The sequence below is a fragment of the Erythrobacter sp. SN6-5 genome (assembly GCF_057364945.1).
This window is the reverse complement of the sequence record NZ_CP200282.1, coordinates 1712559-1731076: the sequence shown is the minus strand read 5'-3', so window position 1 is coordinate 1731076 and position 18518 is coordinate 1712559. Positions and strand designations below refer to the sequence as shown.

16 protein-coding genes and 1 pseudogene are annotated in these 18518 nt (G+C 59.5%); 1 reads left to right on the top strand and 16 read right to left on the bottom strand.

The window, feature by feature from the left end; translation table 11 throughout:
* Positions 1 to 2: 2 nt before the first annotated feature.
* From AC0V6Z_RS08570 to AC0V6Z_RS08555, 4 genes and pseudogenes are all read right to left on the bottom strand, one after another.
* A complete protein-coding gene (locus AC0V6Z_RS08570) occupies positions 3 to 3578 on the bottom strand; it encodes a hydantoinase B/oxoprolinase family protein (RefSeq protein WP_472638111.1) in 3576 nt (1191 codons plus the stop codon).
* A gap of 70 nt (positions 3579 to 3648) precedes the next feature.
* Positions 3649 to 4281, bottom strand: coding sequence for a bifunctional 4-hydroxy-2-oxoglutarate aldolase/2-dehydro-3-deoxy-phosphogluconate aldolase (gene eda / locus AC0V6Z_RS08565; protein ID WP_472638110.1), 633 nt, complete (start codon positions 4279 to 4281; stop codon positions 3649 to 3651).
* A gap of 139 nt (positions 4282 to 4420) precedes the next feature.
* The gene (locus AC0V6Z_RS08560; protein ID WP_472638109.1) at positions 4421 to 5506 is read right to left on the bottom strand and encodes an FAD-dependent monooxygenase; all 1086 of its coding nucleotides are present in this window, start codon (positions 5504 to 5506) and stop codon (positions 4421 to 4423) included.
* A gap of 13 nt (positions 5507 to 5519) precedes the next feature.
* Positions 5520 to 5612 (bottom strand): annotated as a pseudogene (locus AC0V6Z_RS08555) (NAD(P)-binding protein); the annotation flags it as partial.
* A 158-nt stretch (positions 5613 to 5770) separates the two neighbouring features.
* Here AC0V6Z_RS08555 and AC0V6Z_RS08550 point away from each other — a divergent pair.
* Positions 5771 to 6568: a DUF1499 domain-containing protein gene (locus AC0V6Z_RS08550; RefSeq protein WP_472638108.1), complete on the top strand. Its 798-nt coding sequence runs from the start codon at positions 5771 to 5773 to the stop codon at positions 6566 to 6568.
* On the opposite strand, the gene AC0V6Z_RS08545 is transcribed toward AC0V6Z_RS08550, so the two are convergent.
* The 12 genes from AC0V6Z_RS08545 to AC0V6Z_RS08490 form a co-directional block, all read right to left on the bottom strand.
* Positions 6558 to 7163: a CDP-alcohol phosphatidyltransferase family protein gene (locus AC0V6Z_RS08545; RefSeq protein WP_472638107.1), complete on the bottom strand. Its 606-nt coding sequence runs from the start codon at positions 7161 to 7163 to the stop codon at positions 6558 to 6560. The genes AC0V6Z_RS08550 and AC0V6Z_RS08545 overlap by 11 nt on opposite strands.
* A gap of 96 nt (positions 7164 to 7259) precedes the next feature.
* Complete coding sequence (locus AC0V6Z_RS08540; protein WP_472638106.1) at positions 7260 to 7859, bottom strand: nucleoside transporter C-terminal domain-containing protein; 600 nt, start codon at positions 7857 to 7859, stop codon at positions 7260 to 7262.
* Complete coding sequence (locus AC0V6Z_RS08535; RefSeq protein WP_472638105.1) at positions 7765 to 8553, bottom strand: Na+ dependent nucleoside transporter N-terminal domain-containing protein; 789 nt, start codon at positions 8551 to 8553, stop codon at positions 7765 to 7767. The genes AC0V6Z_RS08540 and AC0V6Z_RS08535 overlap by 95 nt, the downstream gene beginning before the upstream one ends.
* Before the next feature lie 68 nt (positions 8554 to 8621).
* A complete protein-coding gene (locus AC0V6Z_RS08530) occupies positions 8622 to 10763 on the bottom strand; it encodes an FAD-dependent oxidoreductase (RefSeq protein ID WP_472638104.1) in 2142 nt (713 codons plus the stop codon).
* A 63-nt stretch (positions 10764 to 10826) separates the two neighbouring features.
* Positions 10827 to 11948 carry an FAD-dependent oxidoreductase gene (locus AC0V6Z_RS08525; protein ID WP_472638103.1) on the bottom strand — a complete coding sequence of 374 codons (1122 nt, stop codon included), beginning with the start codon at positions 11946 to 11948 and terminating at the stop codon, positions 10827 to 10829.
* A 45-nt stretch (positions 11949 to 11993) separates the two neighbouring features.
* Positions 11994 to 12272 carry a hypothetical protein gene (locus tag AC0V6Z_RS08520; RefSeq protein WP_486141825.1) on the bottom strand — a complete coding sequence of 93 codons (279 nt, stop codon included), beginning with the start codon at positions 12270 to 12272 and terminating at the stop codon, positions 11994 to 11996.
* 186 nt (positions 12273 to 12458) lie between these two features.
* Positions 12459 to 13388 carry an efflux RND transporter periplasmic adaptor subunit gene (locus AC0V6Z_RS08515; protein WP_472638101.1) on the bottom strand — a complete coding sequence of 310 codons (930 nt, stop codon included), beginning with the start codon at positions 13386 to 13388 and terminating at the stop codon, positions 12459 to 12461.
* Positions 13378 to 14619, bottom strand: a complete 1242-nt coding sequence (locus AC0V6Z_RS08510; RefSeq protein ID WP_472638100.1) for a site-2 protease family protein — start codon at positions 14617 to 14619, stop codon at positions 13378 to 13380. Before AC0V6Z_RS08510 ends, AC0V6Z_RS08515 begins: the two co-directional genes overlap by 11 nt.
* Positions 14616 to 16007, bottom strand: coding sequence for an efflux RND transporter periplasmic adaptor subunit (locus AC0V6Z_RS08505; RefSeq protein WP_472638099.1), 1392 nt, complete (start codon positions 16005 to 16007; stop codon positions 14616 to 14618). The genes AC0V6Z_RS08510 and AC0V6Z_RS08505 overlap by 4 nt, the downstream gene beginning before the upstream one ends.
* Entirely contained in the window at positions 15988 to 16995 is a 1008-nt protein-coding gene (locus AC0V6Z_RS08500) for an efflux RND transporter periplasmic adaptor subunit (protein ID WP_472638098.1), read from the bottom strand. Before AC0V6Z_RS08500 ends, AC0V6Z_RS08505 begins: the two co-directional genes overlap by 20 nt.
* A 3-nt stretch (positions 16996 to 16998) precedes the next feature.
* Entirely contained in the window at positions 16999 to 17652 is a 654-nt protein-coding gene (locus AC0V6Z_RS08495; RefSeq protein WP_472638097.1) for a TolC family protein, read from the bottom strand.
* Positions 17653 to 17659: 7 nt separating this feature from the next.
* On the bottom strand, positions 17660 to 18496 hold the full coding sequence (locus tag AC0V6Z_RS08490; RefSeq protein ID WP_472638096.1) for a TolC family protein: 837 nt from the start codon (positions 18494 to 18496) through the stop codon (positions 17660 to 17662).
* Between the last annotated feature and the right edge of the window lie 22 nt (positions 18497 to 18518).

Genomic DNA, 18518 nt, shown 5'->3' with positions numbered 1-18518 from the left:
TTTCAATCACAATCCGGTCGCTCAGCCGCCATATGGGTTTGCGCGCATCCGCCAAGGTTATCGCAGTGTCCATCGACGCGCAGAGCCAGATTGCGACCCACCCGGCCATTCTCGCCGCCCATTATCCCCGGTGCAGGTACGCGTCGACGCTCTGACAGAATGGCGCATTCCATCTCCTCTCGAAACCGGATCACCCGGCGGACCCCGTCGCCTGCGTTCCATTGTCCCTTGCCGCCCGATCCGCGCTCAATCCGAAACTCGTCGAGCACCACGGGATAGCGCTGCTCCAGCACTTCAGGATCGGTCATACGAGTGTTTGTCATATGGGTGTGGACGCCGGACGCCCCGTCGAAGCCCGGACCGGCGGGCGCGCCGGAGCAAATCGTCTCGTAATATTGGACGCGGGCATTGCCAAAGGTGAGGTTGTTCATGGTCCCCTGCCCCGTGCCGAGCCGCCCTAGCGCCGCGAACAGAGCGTCGGTGACAGCCTGGCTGGTCTCGACATTGCCCGCCACCACAGCCGCCGGGAACGCGGGATTGAGTAGGCAGCCTTCTGGGATAATCACGTCGAGCGGCTTCATACAGCCTGCGTTGAGCGGAATATCATCGCCGACGAGACAGCGGAAGACATATAGGATCGCGGCATGCGTGATCGCGCGCGGGGCGTTGAAGGCATTGTCCATCTGGGTGGACGTTCCGCTGAAATCGACTGTCGCACGGCTCGCTTGCTTGTCGGCGCGGATGGCAACCCTAATCGCCGCTCCGCTGTCCAGTTCGAGCGCGAACTCGCCATCTTCGAGTTTCTGGATTGCGCGTTTGACCGCCGCCTCCGCGCTGTCCTGGATGAAGCCCATATAGGCGCGCACTTGGCCCAGCCCATAGCTGCACACCAGCTTACCGAGCTCATTCGCGCCTGCTTTGTTCGCGGCGACCTGCGCCATCAGGTCAGCGATATTCTGGGCCGGATTGCGCGCCGGGTAAGGCCCGCTGCTGAGAACACTTTCCATTCGCGCCGTTTGAAATTCGCCGTTCTCCACCAGCTTGATATTGTCGAGCAGCACACCTTCTTCGTGGATTGTGCGACCCAGCGGCGACATGGACCCTGGCGCAATGCCGCCAATATCCTCGTGATGCGCGCGTGACGCGGTGAAGAACATCAGCGATCCGTCTGTCTCGTCAAACACCGGGGTGACCACAGTTATATCAGGGAGGTGTGAGCCGCCCCTATGCGGGTTGTTATGCACGAAGGCATCGCCGGGCTGGATCGACTGGCCACTCTCAATGATCGTCTTTACGCTCGCGTCCATCGAGCCAAGGTGCACCGGCACATGAGGAGCATTGGCTACCAGATTGCCGTCCGCATCGAAAATGGCGCAGGAAAAGTCGAGCCTCTCCTTCACATTCACCGATTGAGACGTGTTGCGCAAGACAATACCCATTTGCTCCGCGATCGACATGAAGAGATTGTTGAATATCTCCAGCGTGACGGAATCGCTTTGTTCGGCCACTTGCGCGTCCACTGCGGAGGCAGTTTCAACCTCCCCCGCTGTCAGGATAAGGTGCCCATAGGCGTTGAGGTCTGCACTCCAGCCCGGTTCAACAATGATCGTACCGGTCGGCTCGGTAATGATTGCGGGGCCTTGAATTGTGGCTCCGGGCACCAGCGAAGCAATGTCATAGACCGGCGCGTTGTGATGCGCGTCCTTGGTGAACATTCGCACTTCATCAATTGGGTCTGGCGTGGCGTCGCCATGCGCTTTAACCACCGCCTCATCTGGCCGCTTTCCCGCTGCACGCGTTTCGACGACCAAAGTGTCCAGCAACACGGCTTTACCTGGCGCAAGGAAACCGAATTGCCGTGCATGATCCGCTTCGAATGCCGCGCGCATTGCCGCTGCGCTGCCAATGGCGACGCGGATCACCGTGTCCGTCCCGCGATAACGCAGCAGCGTGGAAGCGCGATGTTCGAGCGCTTTTTCTCCTACGCCTTGCTGCGCCAACTCGCGGGCATTCTCTGCTTCAAGCTCGGCGATCATTACCTCAACCTGCGCCAGCACCGGACCGTTCAGCTCATCGTCAACGACCCGCTGCCGCTCAGTCTCTATCGCTGCCAACCCCATGCCATAGGCGGAGAGAACACCGGCAAAAGGATGCAGCAAGATTGAGCGAATACCCAATCGTTCCGCGACCAGGCAAGCATGCTGTCCCCCAGCGCCACCAAAGCAATTGAGAGCATATTTCTGCACATCATAACCGCGCGCAATCGAGATTTTCTTGATCGCTTGGGCCATGTGCTCGACCGCGATTTCTAGGAAGCCCTCTGCCACCTGTTCTGCGCTGCGGCCATCGGAGATCTCGCCCGCAACCGCTTCAAAGCCAGCGCGCGCCACCTCCACACCCAGCGGCTCATTCTGATCAGCGCCGAAAATCTTCGGGAAATGCTCCGGCTGCAATTTACCCAGCACCACATTGATATCCGTAACCGTCAACGGACCGCTGCGCCGGTAACTCGCCGGGCCAGGGTCCGCTCCCGCAGAGCCGGGCCCGACCCGCAGTCGGCCATCCTCATAGCGCAGCACCGATCCACCGCCAGCGGCCACAGTGTGAATGTTCAGCATCGGCACGCGCATCTGCACGCCAGCGACCTTGGTCTCATAGACCTTCTCAAACTCGCCCGCATAATGCGACACATCGGTGGATGTCCCGCCCATGTCGAAGCCAATCACGCGGTCGAACCCGGCCAGCTTTGCGGTGTGGACACAGCCGACAATCCCGCCTGCTGGACCAGAGAGAATGGCATCACGCCCGCGAAACTGTGCCGCATCCACCAGTCCCCCAGAGCTTTGCATAAACAGCAGCTGCCCCGGTTCATGCACCTTACCAAAGGCGCTCGCCACCCGGTCAACATAGCCGCGCAAAATAGGCGTCAAATAGGCATCGACAATCGTCGTCTCCCCGCGCGGCACAATTTTGCTGAGCGGGCTGACATCATGGCTGATGGAGATTTGCGTAAAGCCAATCTCGTGTGCGATTTTCGCCACTTGCCGTTCGTGCTCAGGAAATTTGTAGGCGTGCATCAATGCGGCCGCGACGCAGCGAATACCCGTATCATAGGCCGCTTGCAGAACGCCGCGCACCTGCGCCCGATTAAGCGGCAGCTCGACCGTACCATCCGCCAACACACGCTCATCAATTTCGACCACTTCGCGGTACAGCAAGTGCGCTTTCTCGATATTGAGCGCAAACGTGTCTGGCCGCGATTGATAGCCAATTTCGATCACATCACCGAGGCCTCGCGTGGTTAGGAACAGTGTGTCTTCACCCTCCCGCTCCAGCAGAGCATTGGTGGCGATCGTCGTGCCCATCTTGATAGCGGAAACCTGATCCATCGGGATCGGAGCGCCACCGTCCAGGCCCAGAATTAGGCGAATGCCATGCAGCGCAGCATCCTCATAATGCTCAGGATTTTCCGATAGGAATTTGTGAGTCGTCAGCGCGCCAACGGGATCGCGCGCGACGATATCGGTAAAGGTGCCGCCGCGATCAATCCAAAACTGCCAGCCGGTGTCCCCGTCCATCTTGCCTCAACACGCACCCAAAGAACTCATCACAACCTAAGCTGTGGTCGAGCGGGGCAGTGATGGCAAGCTAGCCCTTGGCAATCGCCACAGCTTCGCTCGCCAGCTGAGTGACGCGCGCAAAGTCGCCGCTTTCCACCGCATCGCGCGGGGTCAGCCAGCTGCCGCCGCAAGCCAGCACGTGATCGAGCGCCAGAAACTCTGCCAAATTGCTGGCGGAAACACCGCCCGTGGGCATGAAGCGCATCTCGCGAAACACCGAACCCAATGCCTTCAGCATGGGCACGCCGCCCGCGAGGCTGGCGGGAAAGAACTTCACATCGCGCAGGCCCAGTGCATAGGCGCGCTGAACCTCGCCAGCGGTCATTGTGCCGGGGAAGAAGGGAATGCCTTCGTCGAGGCAATAGATAGCTATCTCATCGACCAGGCCGGGCGAAACGATAAATTCCGCGCCGCTCGCGCGAACAGATTTGGCTTGATCAAGGGTCAGGACAGTGCCCGCACCAACGATCAGACCCTCGGTTTCGGCGATGATCGCCTCCATCCCAGCCTGAGCCGCATCGCTGCGCATCACGACCTCGATGACCGACAGACCGCCAGCGTTTAGGGCATTGGCGGTCTTCACGGCGAGCGCCGCGTCATTCTCACCAATCAAGGGAACCACGGGCGCTGCGCTGAGCCGGGATGAAAGATCACTGGTCATATGGGTATGCCTCCGTGCCCCAATGCGCCGCTTGCCGGACGCTTTTGTAAGAGGGGCGTCTGTAACGCCAACTGCGCCCTATGCACCAGTGAAAACGCCGGGCCGAAGTGGAGCAAACGTATGCGCGCCAAATCCCGATTTAGCCAGTTTGTGCGGTCACATCATGGCCATAGATCCAGTCGAACTGAGCATCCAGTGCTGTGGGCATGAGACGGCTTGCCAGCCAGATTGGCCCATATGTCGCGAGTTTCGCAGGCGCGCTGCGACGGTGGAATATGCCCATATTGCCGGTGGCGCGGCGCTGAACCCGCGCGGTGCGCGGCTGACGCTGCGCCTCGTAACGGGCAAAAGCGTCTGGCGCGCGGGCGGTTTCGGACAAAATGCGCGCAAGCACCCAGCCATCCTCAATCGCCATCACTGCCCCTTGCGCCATAAATGGCAGCATTGGATGGCAGGCATCGCCGAGCAGGGTGACACGCCCGTCGCTCCACTGGCCAATGGGCGCGCGGTCAAACAAGGCCCAGCGATAATGCGCGTCGGCTTGCTCGATCATGCGAGTAATGACCGGGTGCCACCCAGCGAAATCTGCGAGGGCCTGCTCCTTGGTGCCGTGCTCGCTCCAGCTTTCAACCTGCCAATCATCGCGTTCCACCACGCCCACAAAATTAGCCAGCGTTCCGCCGCTCAGACGGTAGGTGACAGCATGTTTGCCCTCGCCCATCCAGATGCAGGCAGCAGGCGGCGGGACGTGCTCGCCCAACCGATCCATAGGTACCACCGCACGCCATGCGACATTGCCTGTGAAGCGAGGATTGGACGGCCCAAGCATCTGCTGACGAATGACAGATTTGATGCCATCTGCGCCGATCACAATATCACCTTGCGCTCGCGATCCATCGGCAAGGCTGACCCAGGCAGAACCTTCATCCTGGCCATAGCCGGTGACCTCGGCACCAGTGCGTAACGCGCCCGGACTGCGCGTTTCCAATGCGCCTGCAAGCACTTCGACCAGATCTGCGCGGTGCACATGCCAATAAGGCGCGCCGTGACGCCGCTCCATAGCGGTACCCCAGCGCGTGCGACCGATGAGCGTGCCTGAGGCGCCAATGCGAAACTGCGCTTCTGTCGGAGCGAAGGCGTGTTGTTTCAACAACGATTCCACGCCAAGCGCGCGCAGTACCTTCACGCCATTGGGGCTGACCTGAATGCTCAGCGCCCACTTCACTCAGCTTTTCGGCTTGCTCCAAAACCTCCACCTGCCAACCAAAGTGGTCGAGGCACAATGCCGCGCACAAGCCGCCAATTCCACCGCCAACGATAACCGCTTTCATGGAAACGCTTTCATAGAACTGCATGCCTATCTGCCTGCGCCGCCATGCGGCGTCTGGAGCGCCCCTATCGCGGGCGCAGTGAATTCTATCAACATCCGAATTCACTGGCACAATGAGAGGGCTTTGCAGGTTTGGGCTGCCTCGCTAGAGATGCGGGCATGCAAACAACACCTTGGCACAGCCGCTTCGTATTTCTCCTCGCCTTGCTTTTGCCGGTCTATTTCGCTGGTTCAGCGCTTGGCACCAAGTTTGGATTGTGGAGCTGGCAAACTGGTCTTGGCACTTTGATCGCCAAGGCCGGGCCGCTGCTTCTCGGCGGCGTGGCGCTGGCGGCCTTGGTTTCTTTTGTCGTCTGCGTGTTTAGAAAACCGCGCAAGGGCTGGCTCTTGGCTTTGCTCGCGATTGCAATCCCGGCGACCGCATTTGGTGCGCTGGCAATGGTCCGCGCTCAGGCGGGCGCGATCCCGCCGATCCACGATATTGCGACCGACACCGCGAACCCTCCCGGCCTCTCTGCAACGGCACTTGCTGTACGTGATGAAAGCGGTGCAAACCCGATCAATGATTATCAAACCCCGCTGGGCGAAATCGATATGTGGAAAGAAAGCGATCCTGAAATCGCCGGCAAATCCCACGCTCAACTGATCACATCGGCCTACGCTGACCTCGCGCCTTTGCCGCTGGGCAGCACCAGTCAGGCTGACGCTGTGGCCGCAGTTGCTGCGGCAATGGAAGACATGGGTTTTGACAATGTGGTGGCCGATACAGTAGCTGGCCGGGTTGACGGCCTGGCCGAGACATTCTGGTTTGGTTTTAAAGATGACGTGACCGCTCGCATCGCAGAAAATCAGATTGATTTTCGCTCTATCAGCCGGGTCGGCGTGAGTGATCTGGGCGCCAATGCCGCGCGGATCGAAGATCTGCGCGGCAATGTCGAAAAGCGGATCAATCCTTGAACTGAATAACGGCCAGAGCGCTGCGCTGAAAAACGGTTAGGACGCATAGACTAGCATATGCGTATGCGATAAATGCGAACCATACCGGAAACACGCACATTGCAATGAAAACCACAATGGTTTCAGCACCTTCCGCGAGGCCAGTGGAGTAAAAGAAGCTCTTTTTCCCGTGAGCGTCTGTCTGTTCGCCGCGCTTGCCCGCGATCACCGCAAAGGCAAGGAAGCTGGTGCCGGTTAAAACGAATGCGGCAACCAGGACCAAGGCGGGCAAAGTGTTCGTCGGATCAAGCAAGCCGAAACCGAGCGGGATTGAGACGTAAAAGGCAAAATCCGCCACAATGTCGAAATAACCACCGAGATCGCTCGGCTGCGTCGCGCGCGCCACCGCCCCATCCAATCCATCTGCCAAGCGGTTGGCGATGATGAGGGCAAGGCCCAACCACAATTCGCCAAAGGCAATCGCTGACGCTCCGGCCAAACCCAAAGCCAATCCGCCAAAGGTCAGCATGTTCGCGCTCACCCCGAGACGAGCCAACGCAGCGCCTATCCGATTAAGCGGCGGATCAATGAGAGGGCGGAGTTTCGGATCAAACATCGCTGCCCCCTCTACCAGCCCCGCTTACCCAACCGGCCACCATATCGTGATGGTACCATTGGTGGACGGGTGGGGAGGCGGGGCGGGAGGTCTGCATCACAATGAAAACGTCACAAGGCCAATCCATGCGCCCGTCATAGCGGTGGCGATATTGCCCGCGATCCAGCTCTTGATACCCAGACCCGCCACCTCTGCGCGGCGTTCAGGGCACAAGGTGCCTATGGTCGACACAAGTAAGCCAATGCTGGCAAGGTTCGCAAAGCCGCACAGAGCATAGGTCACGATCAGCAGGCTACGCGGATCAAATGTACCCTCTGGCAGGCTGGAGAGTTCCAAGAAGGCGACATATTCGTTGAGGATCGCCTTGGTCCCCATCAATCCGCCCGCATCCTGCGCCTGTTCCCACGGCACGCCAATCACCCACATAAGTGGAGAGAACAGCCAGCCGAATATGCGCCCCAATGTGAGCGCCTCCCCGCCGACCAAGGGCAGCAGCGCCAGTGCCTGATCGGTCAGCGAGACCAGAGCAAACACCACAATGATCACTGCCACCACAGCCAGGAACAGCTGCATCCCATCCATCGTGCCTTTGACGATGGCATCAATGCTGCCTTCGTATTTGAGGCCCGGATCTTCGCGGTCGACCTCGGTTGCAATCTCTTCGCCGCCGTCCGCATCCACGTCGCCCGGGACCATCAATTTCGCGACCAGCAAGGCAGCCGAGCAGCGAAACGAGCGAGGCCGAAATCATGTGCCCCACCGCATTGGGCACCGTGTCTGATAGGGTAGAGGCGTATAGCACCAGCACCGCGCCGCTGATCGTCGACATGGCCAGCACCATCACCTGAAACAGCTCAGCCCGGCTCATTTTGGCAAAGTAGGCCCGGATAACCAGCGGGCTTTCCACAACCCCAAGAAACATGTTGGAGCCACCCGCGAGCCCTACGACACCACTGACCTTGAGCGTGCGGCGCAGCATGTAGGACAGGCCGCTGACCAACCAGCGAAGCACGCCCCAATGCCACAGCAGGGCCGCAATGGCCGACAGTACAATCACCAACGGCAATATCTGAAACGCCACGATCAGCGGCGCATCCGCGCCCTCTTTCAGCTCAAAGGGGAGCGGTGCCCCGCCGAGATAGCCGAACATGTAGGACGAACCATCAAGCGTAGCCCGTTCAATCGCAGCCACACCGGCATTGGCATATTCCATCACGGACCAGACGAATGGCACACGGACGATGATCAGCGCGAGCGCGCCCTGCATTGCCAGCGCCCCGGCGATCCAGGCCCAACTGGGCCGACCGCCGCGACTTTCAGACAGACCCCATGCAATCAGCACCAGTAGAGCAAGGCCGAGAATTCCCCGAAACTGGTCAAAAACTTCCAAGCGCGCGCCCTTCTTTGTACGTTAGCTGGCCCTTGTTGCTGAAAACCTTGCCTAACGCCAGTGCACGCTCATCCGCGCCGCCAATCGTGATATTTCTCGACGAATGTGAGCAGTTTTTCTGGCTTGTTCGCCTTCTTCCAATTGCCCGCTGCAAATTTGTTTGCCTCGGCCATGGTGGGATAAGGATGCACTGTACCAAGGATCTTATTGAGGCCCAGCTTGTGCTTCATGGCTAGGGTATACTCGGCCAGTAACTCGCCCGCATGCGCACCGACAATGGTCGCGCCTAGAATTGTGTCCTTGCCGCCCGGCGGGGTTAGAACTTTGACAAAGCCCTTGGTCTCGCTTTCGGCGATGGCGCGGTCGAGATCGTCAAGATCGTAGCGTGTGACTTCGTAAGCGATGTCCTGCTCCTTCGCCTCAATCTCGTTGAGGCCAACGCGGGCCACCTCTGGGTCGAGGAAGGTCACTGCCGGGATCACGCGGTAATCCGCCTTGAACCGCTTGAATTGGCCGAACAGCGCATTGACGCTGGCGAACCAGGCCTGATGGCTGGCTGTGTGGGTAAATTGATAGGGGCCCGCGACATCGCCTGCGGCGTAGATATTGGGGAATTTCGTGGCGAGAAACTCGTCAGTCACAACCGTGCGGCTGGTATCGACACCAATGTCTTCGAGGCCATATCCGGTAAGGCGCGCCTTGCGCCCAACCGCAATGATCAGCGCATCATAGGCAACCGCTCGTTCGCTGCCCGCGTGCTCGACAACAATTGCACCGCCTTCCGTGCGCACCGCCTTATGATCGGTCAGCACGGTAACGCCCGCTTCCTCCAGCGATTGCTGCGCAAGCTGTGAGACTTCTTCATCTTCGCGGCCAAGCACACGGTCCGCCATTTCAATCTGCGTCACGTTAGAGCCGAGGCGCGCGAGGGCTTGAGAAATCTCACAACCAATCGGCCCACCGCCCAGCACCGCGACGCGCGCAGGCGCTTTGTCCATTTCGGCAAAGGCATCCCACATCGTATCCGAGGTGAGGTAGCCGCTCTCTTCCAGCCCTTCGAGCGGCGGGATGAACGGTTCTGCGCCCGCTGCGATCACGATGCTCTGCGTGGTCAACCGGTCTGTACCGCCATCATTACGCGCGATCTCCACCGTCCATGGGTCAACAACCTTCGCATAGCCTTCGATCACATCGACGCCGAGACCGGTGTAACGTTCCACACTGTCATGCGGCTCAATCGCTTTCACCGCACCCATCACGCGGGCGATGGTCTGTTTAAACGGCACCTCCGGTTCCTGAGCAGCTAGGCCATATTTGTCAGCATGGCGGATCATCGCGGCGACCTTGCCACTCTTAATCAACGCCTTTGACGGCACACAGCCGGTATTGAGGCAATCGCCGCCCATTTTATTGGCTTCGACCAAGGTCACCTTGGCCTTCACCGTGGAGGCGATGAGCGCGGAAACGAGGCCAGCAGAGCCAGCGCCGATCACCACCATATTGCGATCAAACTTTTTCGGCTTGGTGAAGCCTTTGTAGACCTTGCGACGCTTGATCGCACCAATGATGCCCTTGGCGATCCACGGCACAATGCCAAGAAGGACAAAGGAACCGATAATGGCAGGGGTAAAGATCCCGCTCGGGCTATCGAGCGTGGCCAATTGCGTACCAGCATTCACATAAACCGCCGTACCAAGCAGCATGCCCACTTGACTGACGAGCGCATAGGTCAACGTCTTGATGCGGGTAAGACCCATCACAAGATTGATTACGAAAAACGGCACAGCCGGGACCATCCGCAAGGTGAAGAGGTAAAACGCGCCATCACGCTCCAGCCCTTCATTGATGCCTTTAAGCCTGTCTCCAAACTTGTCCTCAATCGTGTCTCGCAGAACGAACCGCGAAGCGAGGAAAGCAAAAGTTGCACCCAGGGTCGAAGCAAAGGAAACAACAATAAGGCCCGTGGTAAAACCAAACAATGCACCAGCGGCCAGAGTCAGGAAGGCGGCACCGGGAAACGACGCAGCTGTTGCGATCACATATATGGCAAAGAACACCGCGATCACTTGAATCGGATTGTCAGCGAACGTCTGCTGCGCGCCTGCCACCTGCTCTTTGATCGCTTCAAAGGTCAGATACTGCCCCAGATCAAAAATGAAATAGGCGGCGATCAGAGCGGCCAGCGCGATTATGATGGCAATCTTTTTCATGGGTTTCCTTGTCGTGGCCCTATGTGCATTATGACCCCCTATTCGCGCGCTTTGGCTATGCGGTTACTCTGTTTCTGCCAAATGCGCGTAGGAGGCGAGCCAGCGTTTGTCGATCCAGCGTTTGAATTTTGCGGCCCAGCGGCCCTTAGCCGCCAACGAACCATAGACTGCGATGGCCAAGCCATTGCCGATGGAAATCAGGTAAAGACTGGCCGGGCGCGGGTGATAAGTACGGCTTGGCTCTAGCCCCAACGCGGCGGCGCGGATATTTGCGGCGAGCAGGGGACCAGTGTGGACCGCATGCACGCCGGATCGCGGAACATGGCTGTCTTGACGGCTCGCGACGTCCCCCGCGGCAAAGATATACGGGTGGGATAGAACGCGCTGCTGCGCATCGACCGCGATGAAGCCTTGCGCATCAGTGGCAAGACCGCCAGCTGCGGGCCAATCCGGTGCGCCGCTACCTATGGCAGCGACGATCAAATCGGTTGGCTCTAGCTTTCGCGGCCCGGCAAGCAATTGTGCGTTTTCGATACGGGCATTTTCTGCAGTGACTTCGATCCCTTGTGCGCTCAGTTCGGATTGAACGAGGCTGCGCGCTCTTGCTCCAAAACCCGGCAGCAGTCCGTCTGTTCCGGCTATCAGTGTGACCTCAGGTTTGGTGCCTTCGGTGCGCATATTGCGCAGACCAAAGGCAAGCTCCGTCCCGCCAGCCCCGCCGCCAATCACTGCAACGCGTCGAGCCCGCGCGGTGTGGCTCCATTCGCGCACCCGCTCCGCAAAGGCATCAATCGGGCGGACATCGGCAATGCGCGGATCATCGCCGAGAACGCGCGCGGCCCTGCCGACCCCGCCGGTGTCGATCGAGCATGTCTTGAACGCGATCAGCCCGCTGCTCAGCGTCATAACAGAGCGTACTGCCGGATCGATTGCAATACAGCGGTCAGCGATGAACTCAGCGCCCGCGCGTTTCGCCAGTGCCTGCACATCGACCAGACCATCCTCCGGTGAATATTCGCCAGCGATCCAGCCGGGCACTGTGCCGGAATATCGCAAGAACCGCGAGGGGGTGAGCACTGCCGCGCGTGTCACCGGCAAGCCATTGCGAATCCAGTCCGCCAGCACCGCGAGATGCGCATGCCCGCCGCCGATCAACAGAATCTCAAAGGGCGCGCGGGCAGTCATCCCTGCCCATTTGCGCGCCTGCTCGCCGATGTCAAAGAATGTGCGCTATCTCAGGCAATCAAGCCCCTTGGATAAGCGCTCCTGCAAGTCCAGCAGGTTGACCTTTTCGATATCGGCAATGGCATTGTCAGACGCCAGCAATCCTGCCTGACAGCGCAGCGACTGCGACACCAGATCAACCGATTGCAATTGCGCAAGATGATTCGAGAGCACCTGCTCATCGCAGCACAGCGCCTCGCCGAGACCTTCAATAATCTCGGCCAACTGAATAAGCTCACCGGATATATTGCCGAGCAGCTCTGAGGGGATCACGTGTTTTGTCATCTTGAAACGAGAATTATCCCGTTTCGCTCAATGTAGAATTGCTATTGGCATAGAGGTAAATACGGTCAGGTGGCCCGCTGGCTCTCTGGCACCCGTTCCTAGTTTGGTATGTCTCGTAAGATCATTGGTTGACCTGCTGTTTACGACGCTGCAGACACGCAGATCAGCCCGCCGCATAGCGCAACGTTAGAAGATACGGCGGAACATGCGCGCCAGCTCAGTCGCCGCCCACTGCGCAAAAGATCGCCCTTCGGTGCGTATCTGGACCGATCCCGGCACCAGCTGGATTTGATAGTCCTCTCCGCTAAGCGCGCCCTTTTCCGCGATCATTCGAATACGGTACAGCGCCTCGCGAGGGGCCAGTTCCTCGCCATCTTTGTCGACCGCAATCGGGCCTCCATTGGTCGAGGCGAGGATAGGCTGTTCGAGCCGAGCGATCGCGCTAGAAGACATTTCGACCAGCTTGGCAGAGCGGGACGGTCCGCCTGCATCCGCGGCCACAAATGTGCCCAGCGCGCCCTCGCCCAGGCGCCAAATCTCGTCTTCGGGTACATAGGCCTGAACGTCGTAATCGCTCGGCGTCACCACATGAGCGATCACCTCTTCCCCGCCGATCCAGCGTCCCGGATGCATGTCGGGCATCAATCCAGAGACAGCGCCCGGCCCCGGCGCGCGCAGGATCAGTTTGTCCGCTCGCCGCTCGAGCCCGGCCAGCTTGCCGCGCTCCCTCGCCAGCTCGCGTTCCAGCACGGCGCGATTGGAGCGATCCCGGCTGTCAGCCATAGAACGGCCCATTTGCAGCTCAAGCTGGGCGATCCGCACTTTGGTGGACGCTGCATCGGCGGCAAGTTCTGGCGCGTCGAGCTCAATGATCGGATCCCCTGTCGTTACCGACTGACCGTTTTGCGCGATCACTTTGACCACACGCGCAGGCTCTCCCGACACAATCGGCGCAGCGCCAACCGGCGTCAGAACAGCATAGCCGGTCACATGACGGTCCAGCGGCAGAAAGGCCGCGAGCAACAGGCCACCAATAATCCATAACCACGCTTTGCCTCGGCGGGTGCTGGTGATCGATTTACGAAGACCAGCCCATTCGCGCATTTCAGCAAACACTGGCTAAGCCGATAAACACCACCAGCTCCACAATCGCCAGGATCAGGCCCAGCGGCTGGAAAAACAGATTGTAAACCAGGATCGCGATCCCGGTGAACAGGAACAGGCGGTAAACCCATGTCGCATAGGCATATAGGATCATCCCGCGCCGCAGCTTGCCTGGAACCTCTTCTGGCGCAGCCGCGCCCAGCCCGAACAGGATTTCGCGCATCTTCCACTTTGCCAGGGCAAAGGCGCGTGGCTGCAAATTAGGCACGTTGAGAAAGTCTGACAGCACGTAATAGCCATCGAAGCGCATGAACGGATTGAGATTTATCGCAAGGCTCATGATCCAGCTGGTTGTCGCCAGGATAAAGGCCACGCTGCGCGCGGTGCCATCGGGCAGGATCACCCACAGCATCGTGGCAATGCTGGCCACCATCAACTCTGCCGCCACACCTGCGCAATCAATCGCCAGGCGTTTCTTGCGCGAGGTCAACCGCCAGGCCGCGGTCGTATCGGTGTAGAGCACCGGCATCATCACTAGAAAGCTGACCCCCATGGTCGGCACCCGGCAGCCATAGCGAGTGGCGGTATAGGCATGACCGAGCTCGTGCAGGATCTTCACAAAGAACAATCCTGCGCCGTAAGCGATCAGACCCTGCCAACTGAAGAAATAGAGAAACGACGCCATGAAGGCATCCCATTGGCGCGAAACCAGAAACAGGCTGGTGAGAGCCAGCACGCCAAAGAATACGAGGCTGTAGAGCGACCACAGCGGGCGGACACGGTCAATCGTACGTTCCAGAAACCGGGCAGGCTTCACCAATGGAATGCGGATGAACAGATAATTGTCGAGCAGCCATTTCCACGCCGCCTTCTTGTTGTTGGCGCGCTGCTCCATATAGGCAGAAACGCTATCGCGTCCCACCGGGCCAATGGTCAGGCCATTGGTTGCGGCAAATTCCACAACGGAATTGAACGCATCATTGGCTTCATCGCTGGATAGGCCGCGTTGCTGCAAATCATCGCCGATCCGGGCAAGATTGCCGCTCGCCCAATGCGAAAAGATCACGAATTCGATCTGGCCCAATTGAAAGAACGCATGGCGGACCGGATCAAACAGGTTCCAGCTTGGCGCTCCATTCACCAGCGGCGCGCCGGGCTCAATCCGCAGTTCCTGCCGCAAAGCGGGCAGCGGAGGCGGCTTTGGCACCTCTGGCAGATCAATCGGGATTGCCGCTGAATTCATAGTCCGACAAATTGGCGTAGGGCCGCGATGGGCCTGCGCAGCAGCGAATAAACAAACGGCACCCAGCGGCCATAGACCTGAGCCGTACCGCGCGATCCAATCCTAGGGTTATCATCGTCAAGCTGCGCGGTCAGTGCAAAGGCTAGCGTTCCATCAGGCGTCTGGCGGGCCTGATAGCTCGCCGTTTCTAACAGGCCGTCAATTGCCCACAATGGCTGGGAATCGAGCCACATCTTGATCTTCGCGCCCTTTTCCAGCGACATCTGCTCCGCCGCTGGCAGATCGATGCGGATCATCACCTCGTCTGGATTGACGACCTGCATGATCGGATCGCCGACATTGACCGCGCGCCCTTCCCAATCGCGGCGGTCGCTGAAAAGGGCCATGCCGTCACGCTGAGCGGTTATCGCTGATTGCCCAGCGAGCTCTTTCGCATAATCATATTCTGCCTGCGCGACCTCAACCTCGGCCCGCATGATCGCGATATCAGAGGTCTCGTCCTCGTCGCTAAAGGCGGAGCTGGTAGAGCGTTCGAGCCGCGAACGGGCAACAGCGAGCCTTTCCTCGGCAAGCTCCAACTCATTATCCAGCCGCACATCGTCAAAGCGCAGCAACACCTGGCCCGCCTTCACCGGCGCGTTGGGCGTGACCTCGATTGACGCAATCCGACCTGAAAACGGCGCGGCGACAATATACGGCCGCTCGGCAACGATCTCAGCCGGGGCCAGAGCCGTAAGACGCACAGGGAACAGCAGGACAACAGCAATTGCAGCCGCGATCCATTTCTTCTTCTTGCTGTCGATCACTGGCAGACGGCGAACAGGCTTACCACCGCTCAGCGCCAGCCAGGAATGCGCCGCCGTTTCCGCAATGCGCGCCGCACGGTATTTCTCGCCCTCACGCAATGGCTCATCGCGAGCGAACAGCAATCCGCCAAACACTTCACCATCTTTGCCAAGCAGCGGCTGCCAATGCACCTGGGAATAGGGATATTCGTCAAAGGCCTCATCCGCGCGCAGGCTCGCCGCATCAAAAGCGTTCGGCTGTTCCAGCCCGTGATCCAAGGCCAGGCGCTCAATCGCCTTTTCCAAAGCGTGGATCAGCGGTGCATTGCGATCAACGGTCGCCAGAGACGAAGCGCATTGCACCTCGAACCCTTGCCCAATCCTCGCCTGACGCAGCACAAACATCTGGCCGTAGGGCAAGACCTGGCGCGCTTCATTGGCGACAAGATATTGCAGTTCTTCGATGGTCTCTTGACGGCGAATGTCCGCCTCGAATTGCAGCAATGCGGCGAGCTTTGCCGCATCTGGCTGCGCGCCTTTGGGGGTCAGAGCGCTAACCTTGGGCGCAGCGGTCTCAATCGGATCAGCTTGGCTGGCTGCCATCGGCTTCAGCCCCTTCCGCGGCCGCTCCGCTCGCTTCGCCTTCAGCGGCGCCCCCAGCAGCGCCCTCGCCCACTTCCTCTGTCGCGGCAGGCTCGTCGCTTGGCTTTTCGAACGTTGCCGTGCCGCTCATACCGGGCAGGACCAGTGCATCACCGCGATCGATATTGGCACCGATGCGGATCGTCTTGCTAACCGGATCAACCGAAGCGCCCAGCCGGGTTACGACACCCGTGATGGTCGCGCCTGTCTCGTCAATCACGAAGTCAAACTTCGCGCCCGGTTCAAGCCAGGTCAGCCAATTGCTGGGAACGATCAGATCGGCCTCCAGATCGCCGCCGCTTTGAATACGCAGCAGCGGCTGACCGCTAGCGGCCACTTCGCCGCGGCTGGCGATTTCTTCCACCACCGTGCCGGCGAATGGTGCATAGACTGCACAATCGCGCAGCTGAGCCGAGACCGCATTGGCCTCTGCCTGCGCCCGGCCAAGATTGGCGCGGGAAACCGCCACTTCGTTTTTGCCAACCGCCTCATAGCTGTCGAGCTCAACATTGGTCTCGTAGGTTTTTTGATAGGCCGCCGTTGCAGCGCGTGCCGCGTTCAGTTCCGCCTGAATGGTTGAACAGTCAAACCGGGCAAGCAAAGCGCCTTTGCCAAAACTGCGCCCCTCCCGAAAAGGCATAGAGGTGATCCGCGCCGTCATACGCGAGGCCACCGTGCTCTCGTTCTTTGCCGCGATCACGCCGCGTGCATCCAGCACCGGTTCCGGTTCAGGCTCTGGAAGGGCATCTCCGCCCTCACCCGCTGCCAGCTCCGTCTGCTCTGCCGAGGCGACAGCCGCATTGTCCGACCACTGCGTATCGCCGCTGCCCGCGTAGACGACCCCGGCAATGGCCGCAGCCGCAGCGAGAACGCCGCCGCCAATCCACAGCTTGCGGTTGCCATCTTCTGCGGGCGGTGATCCCTCGTCCACCTGCTCAATGTCACTCATGTTTTAACTTCCAGACAGCTTTACCGCAGCTTCGCGGTCCTGCCACATTTGCTCCAGTGATGCGCGCAACGTAGCGACATCTTCGCGTCCGGTCACGTTTGGACTGAATTCGTCGATACCCATGGAGGCAAACAAGCCAGCATATGCGTTTTGCGCCTCTGCATAGGCGATGTCGTATTTCACCTCTGCGGCCAGCGTGTTCATCTCTTCACGCAGCAGCGTCTGGCGGCTCATCGCGCCAGCTCTATGACCGGAACGGATTTGCCCCAGTATCTTGTCCTGCACCGCCATTTGGCGCGAGGCCGTGTCAAGCTCTTCGCTCAAATGACTGAAGCGCGCACGCGAGACGTGAACCTGCGTCATCACCGCCATGGTCAGCGCCAATTCGCGCTGCTGCAGCAGATCGTCCTGAGCGCGCACGGCCTTCTTATGCGCAGGCAGGCGGAACAGGTTCAGGACGTTCCAACTAGCGCGGGCACCGTAATTGATCCAGTCATTGTTAAACAGGAAGTCGTTTGAATCGACGTTTACGCCCAACACGCCGCGGAAACTCGGCAATGCCGACAGCAATGCCGCGTCCAGCTCGCGCGAATTGATCCGCTGGCGATAGCTAACTTCGCGTAGCTCCGGACGATTGAGCAGTGCTGTCATCATCATGTCTTCGCTAGGCGTATTTGACCGCGGGCAGAGTGTTCGTGCGATCTGGCAAAGCAAGCGAGAACTCTGTGCCGGGGCGCAGGTTCATGAGCGCCGCCAATTGCGCCTTTGCAACGACCAGCTCGCGCTGAAGCTTGCGGATTTGCGCCTGAATTTCCAGCAGTTCACGCTGATAGGTCAGCGCGGTTAGCGGGGCAGACAGGCGCCGCTCGGCCAAACGCTCTGAATTTTGCAGCGTGGTGGTGACCGAATCTTCCAGCTCTTGCAGCTTGGTCAGCAGGCGCTCGGCGCTGACCGCCCGCCAATAGGAAGAACGCACATCCTCGATCACGCGGTTGGCAACCTTGCGGCGACGTTCCTGCGCGATCAGGACTTCATCGGCGCCTTGCTTCGCCCGAACGTAGGACAGGCCAAAGTCGAGCACATCCCAACTGAGTGCGAGGTCGGCGGTAAACAGATCGCGTTCCTGCGAAGTCGATGGCTCCAGCGATTGCCGCCGCGTGATCAGCGAGAGCGAGCTAGCGCCAGAGAAGTTGTTGCGTCCGGCATAGCCAGCGCTGGCAACCAATTGCGGCAGCATATCGTAACGCTGAAGATCAAGTTCGCGGTCGCGCAGCGCGATCTCCATCAGCTCGACCTTGTAATCGAGATTGTACTTCAGCGAACGAGCCATCGCTTCGTAGAGATCAATCGGCGCCGTCACCGGCTCCTGATCCACATCAACCCGCTCAAAATTGCTGGCCGCTGTCTCGTCCAACTCCGCCGCCGTGAACGGCTCAGGTACAGTTGCGCAGGCACCCAGGAAGAGTGTCGATGCGCTTACCAGTGCAAGTCCCTTATTCATTGGCTCACCTTCATCCGTTCTA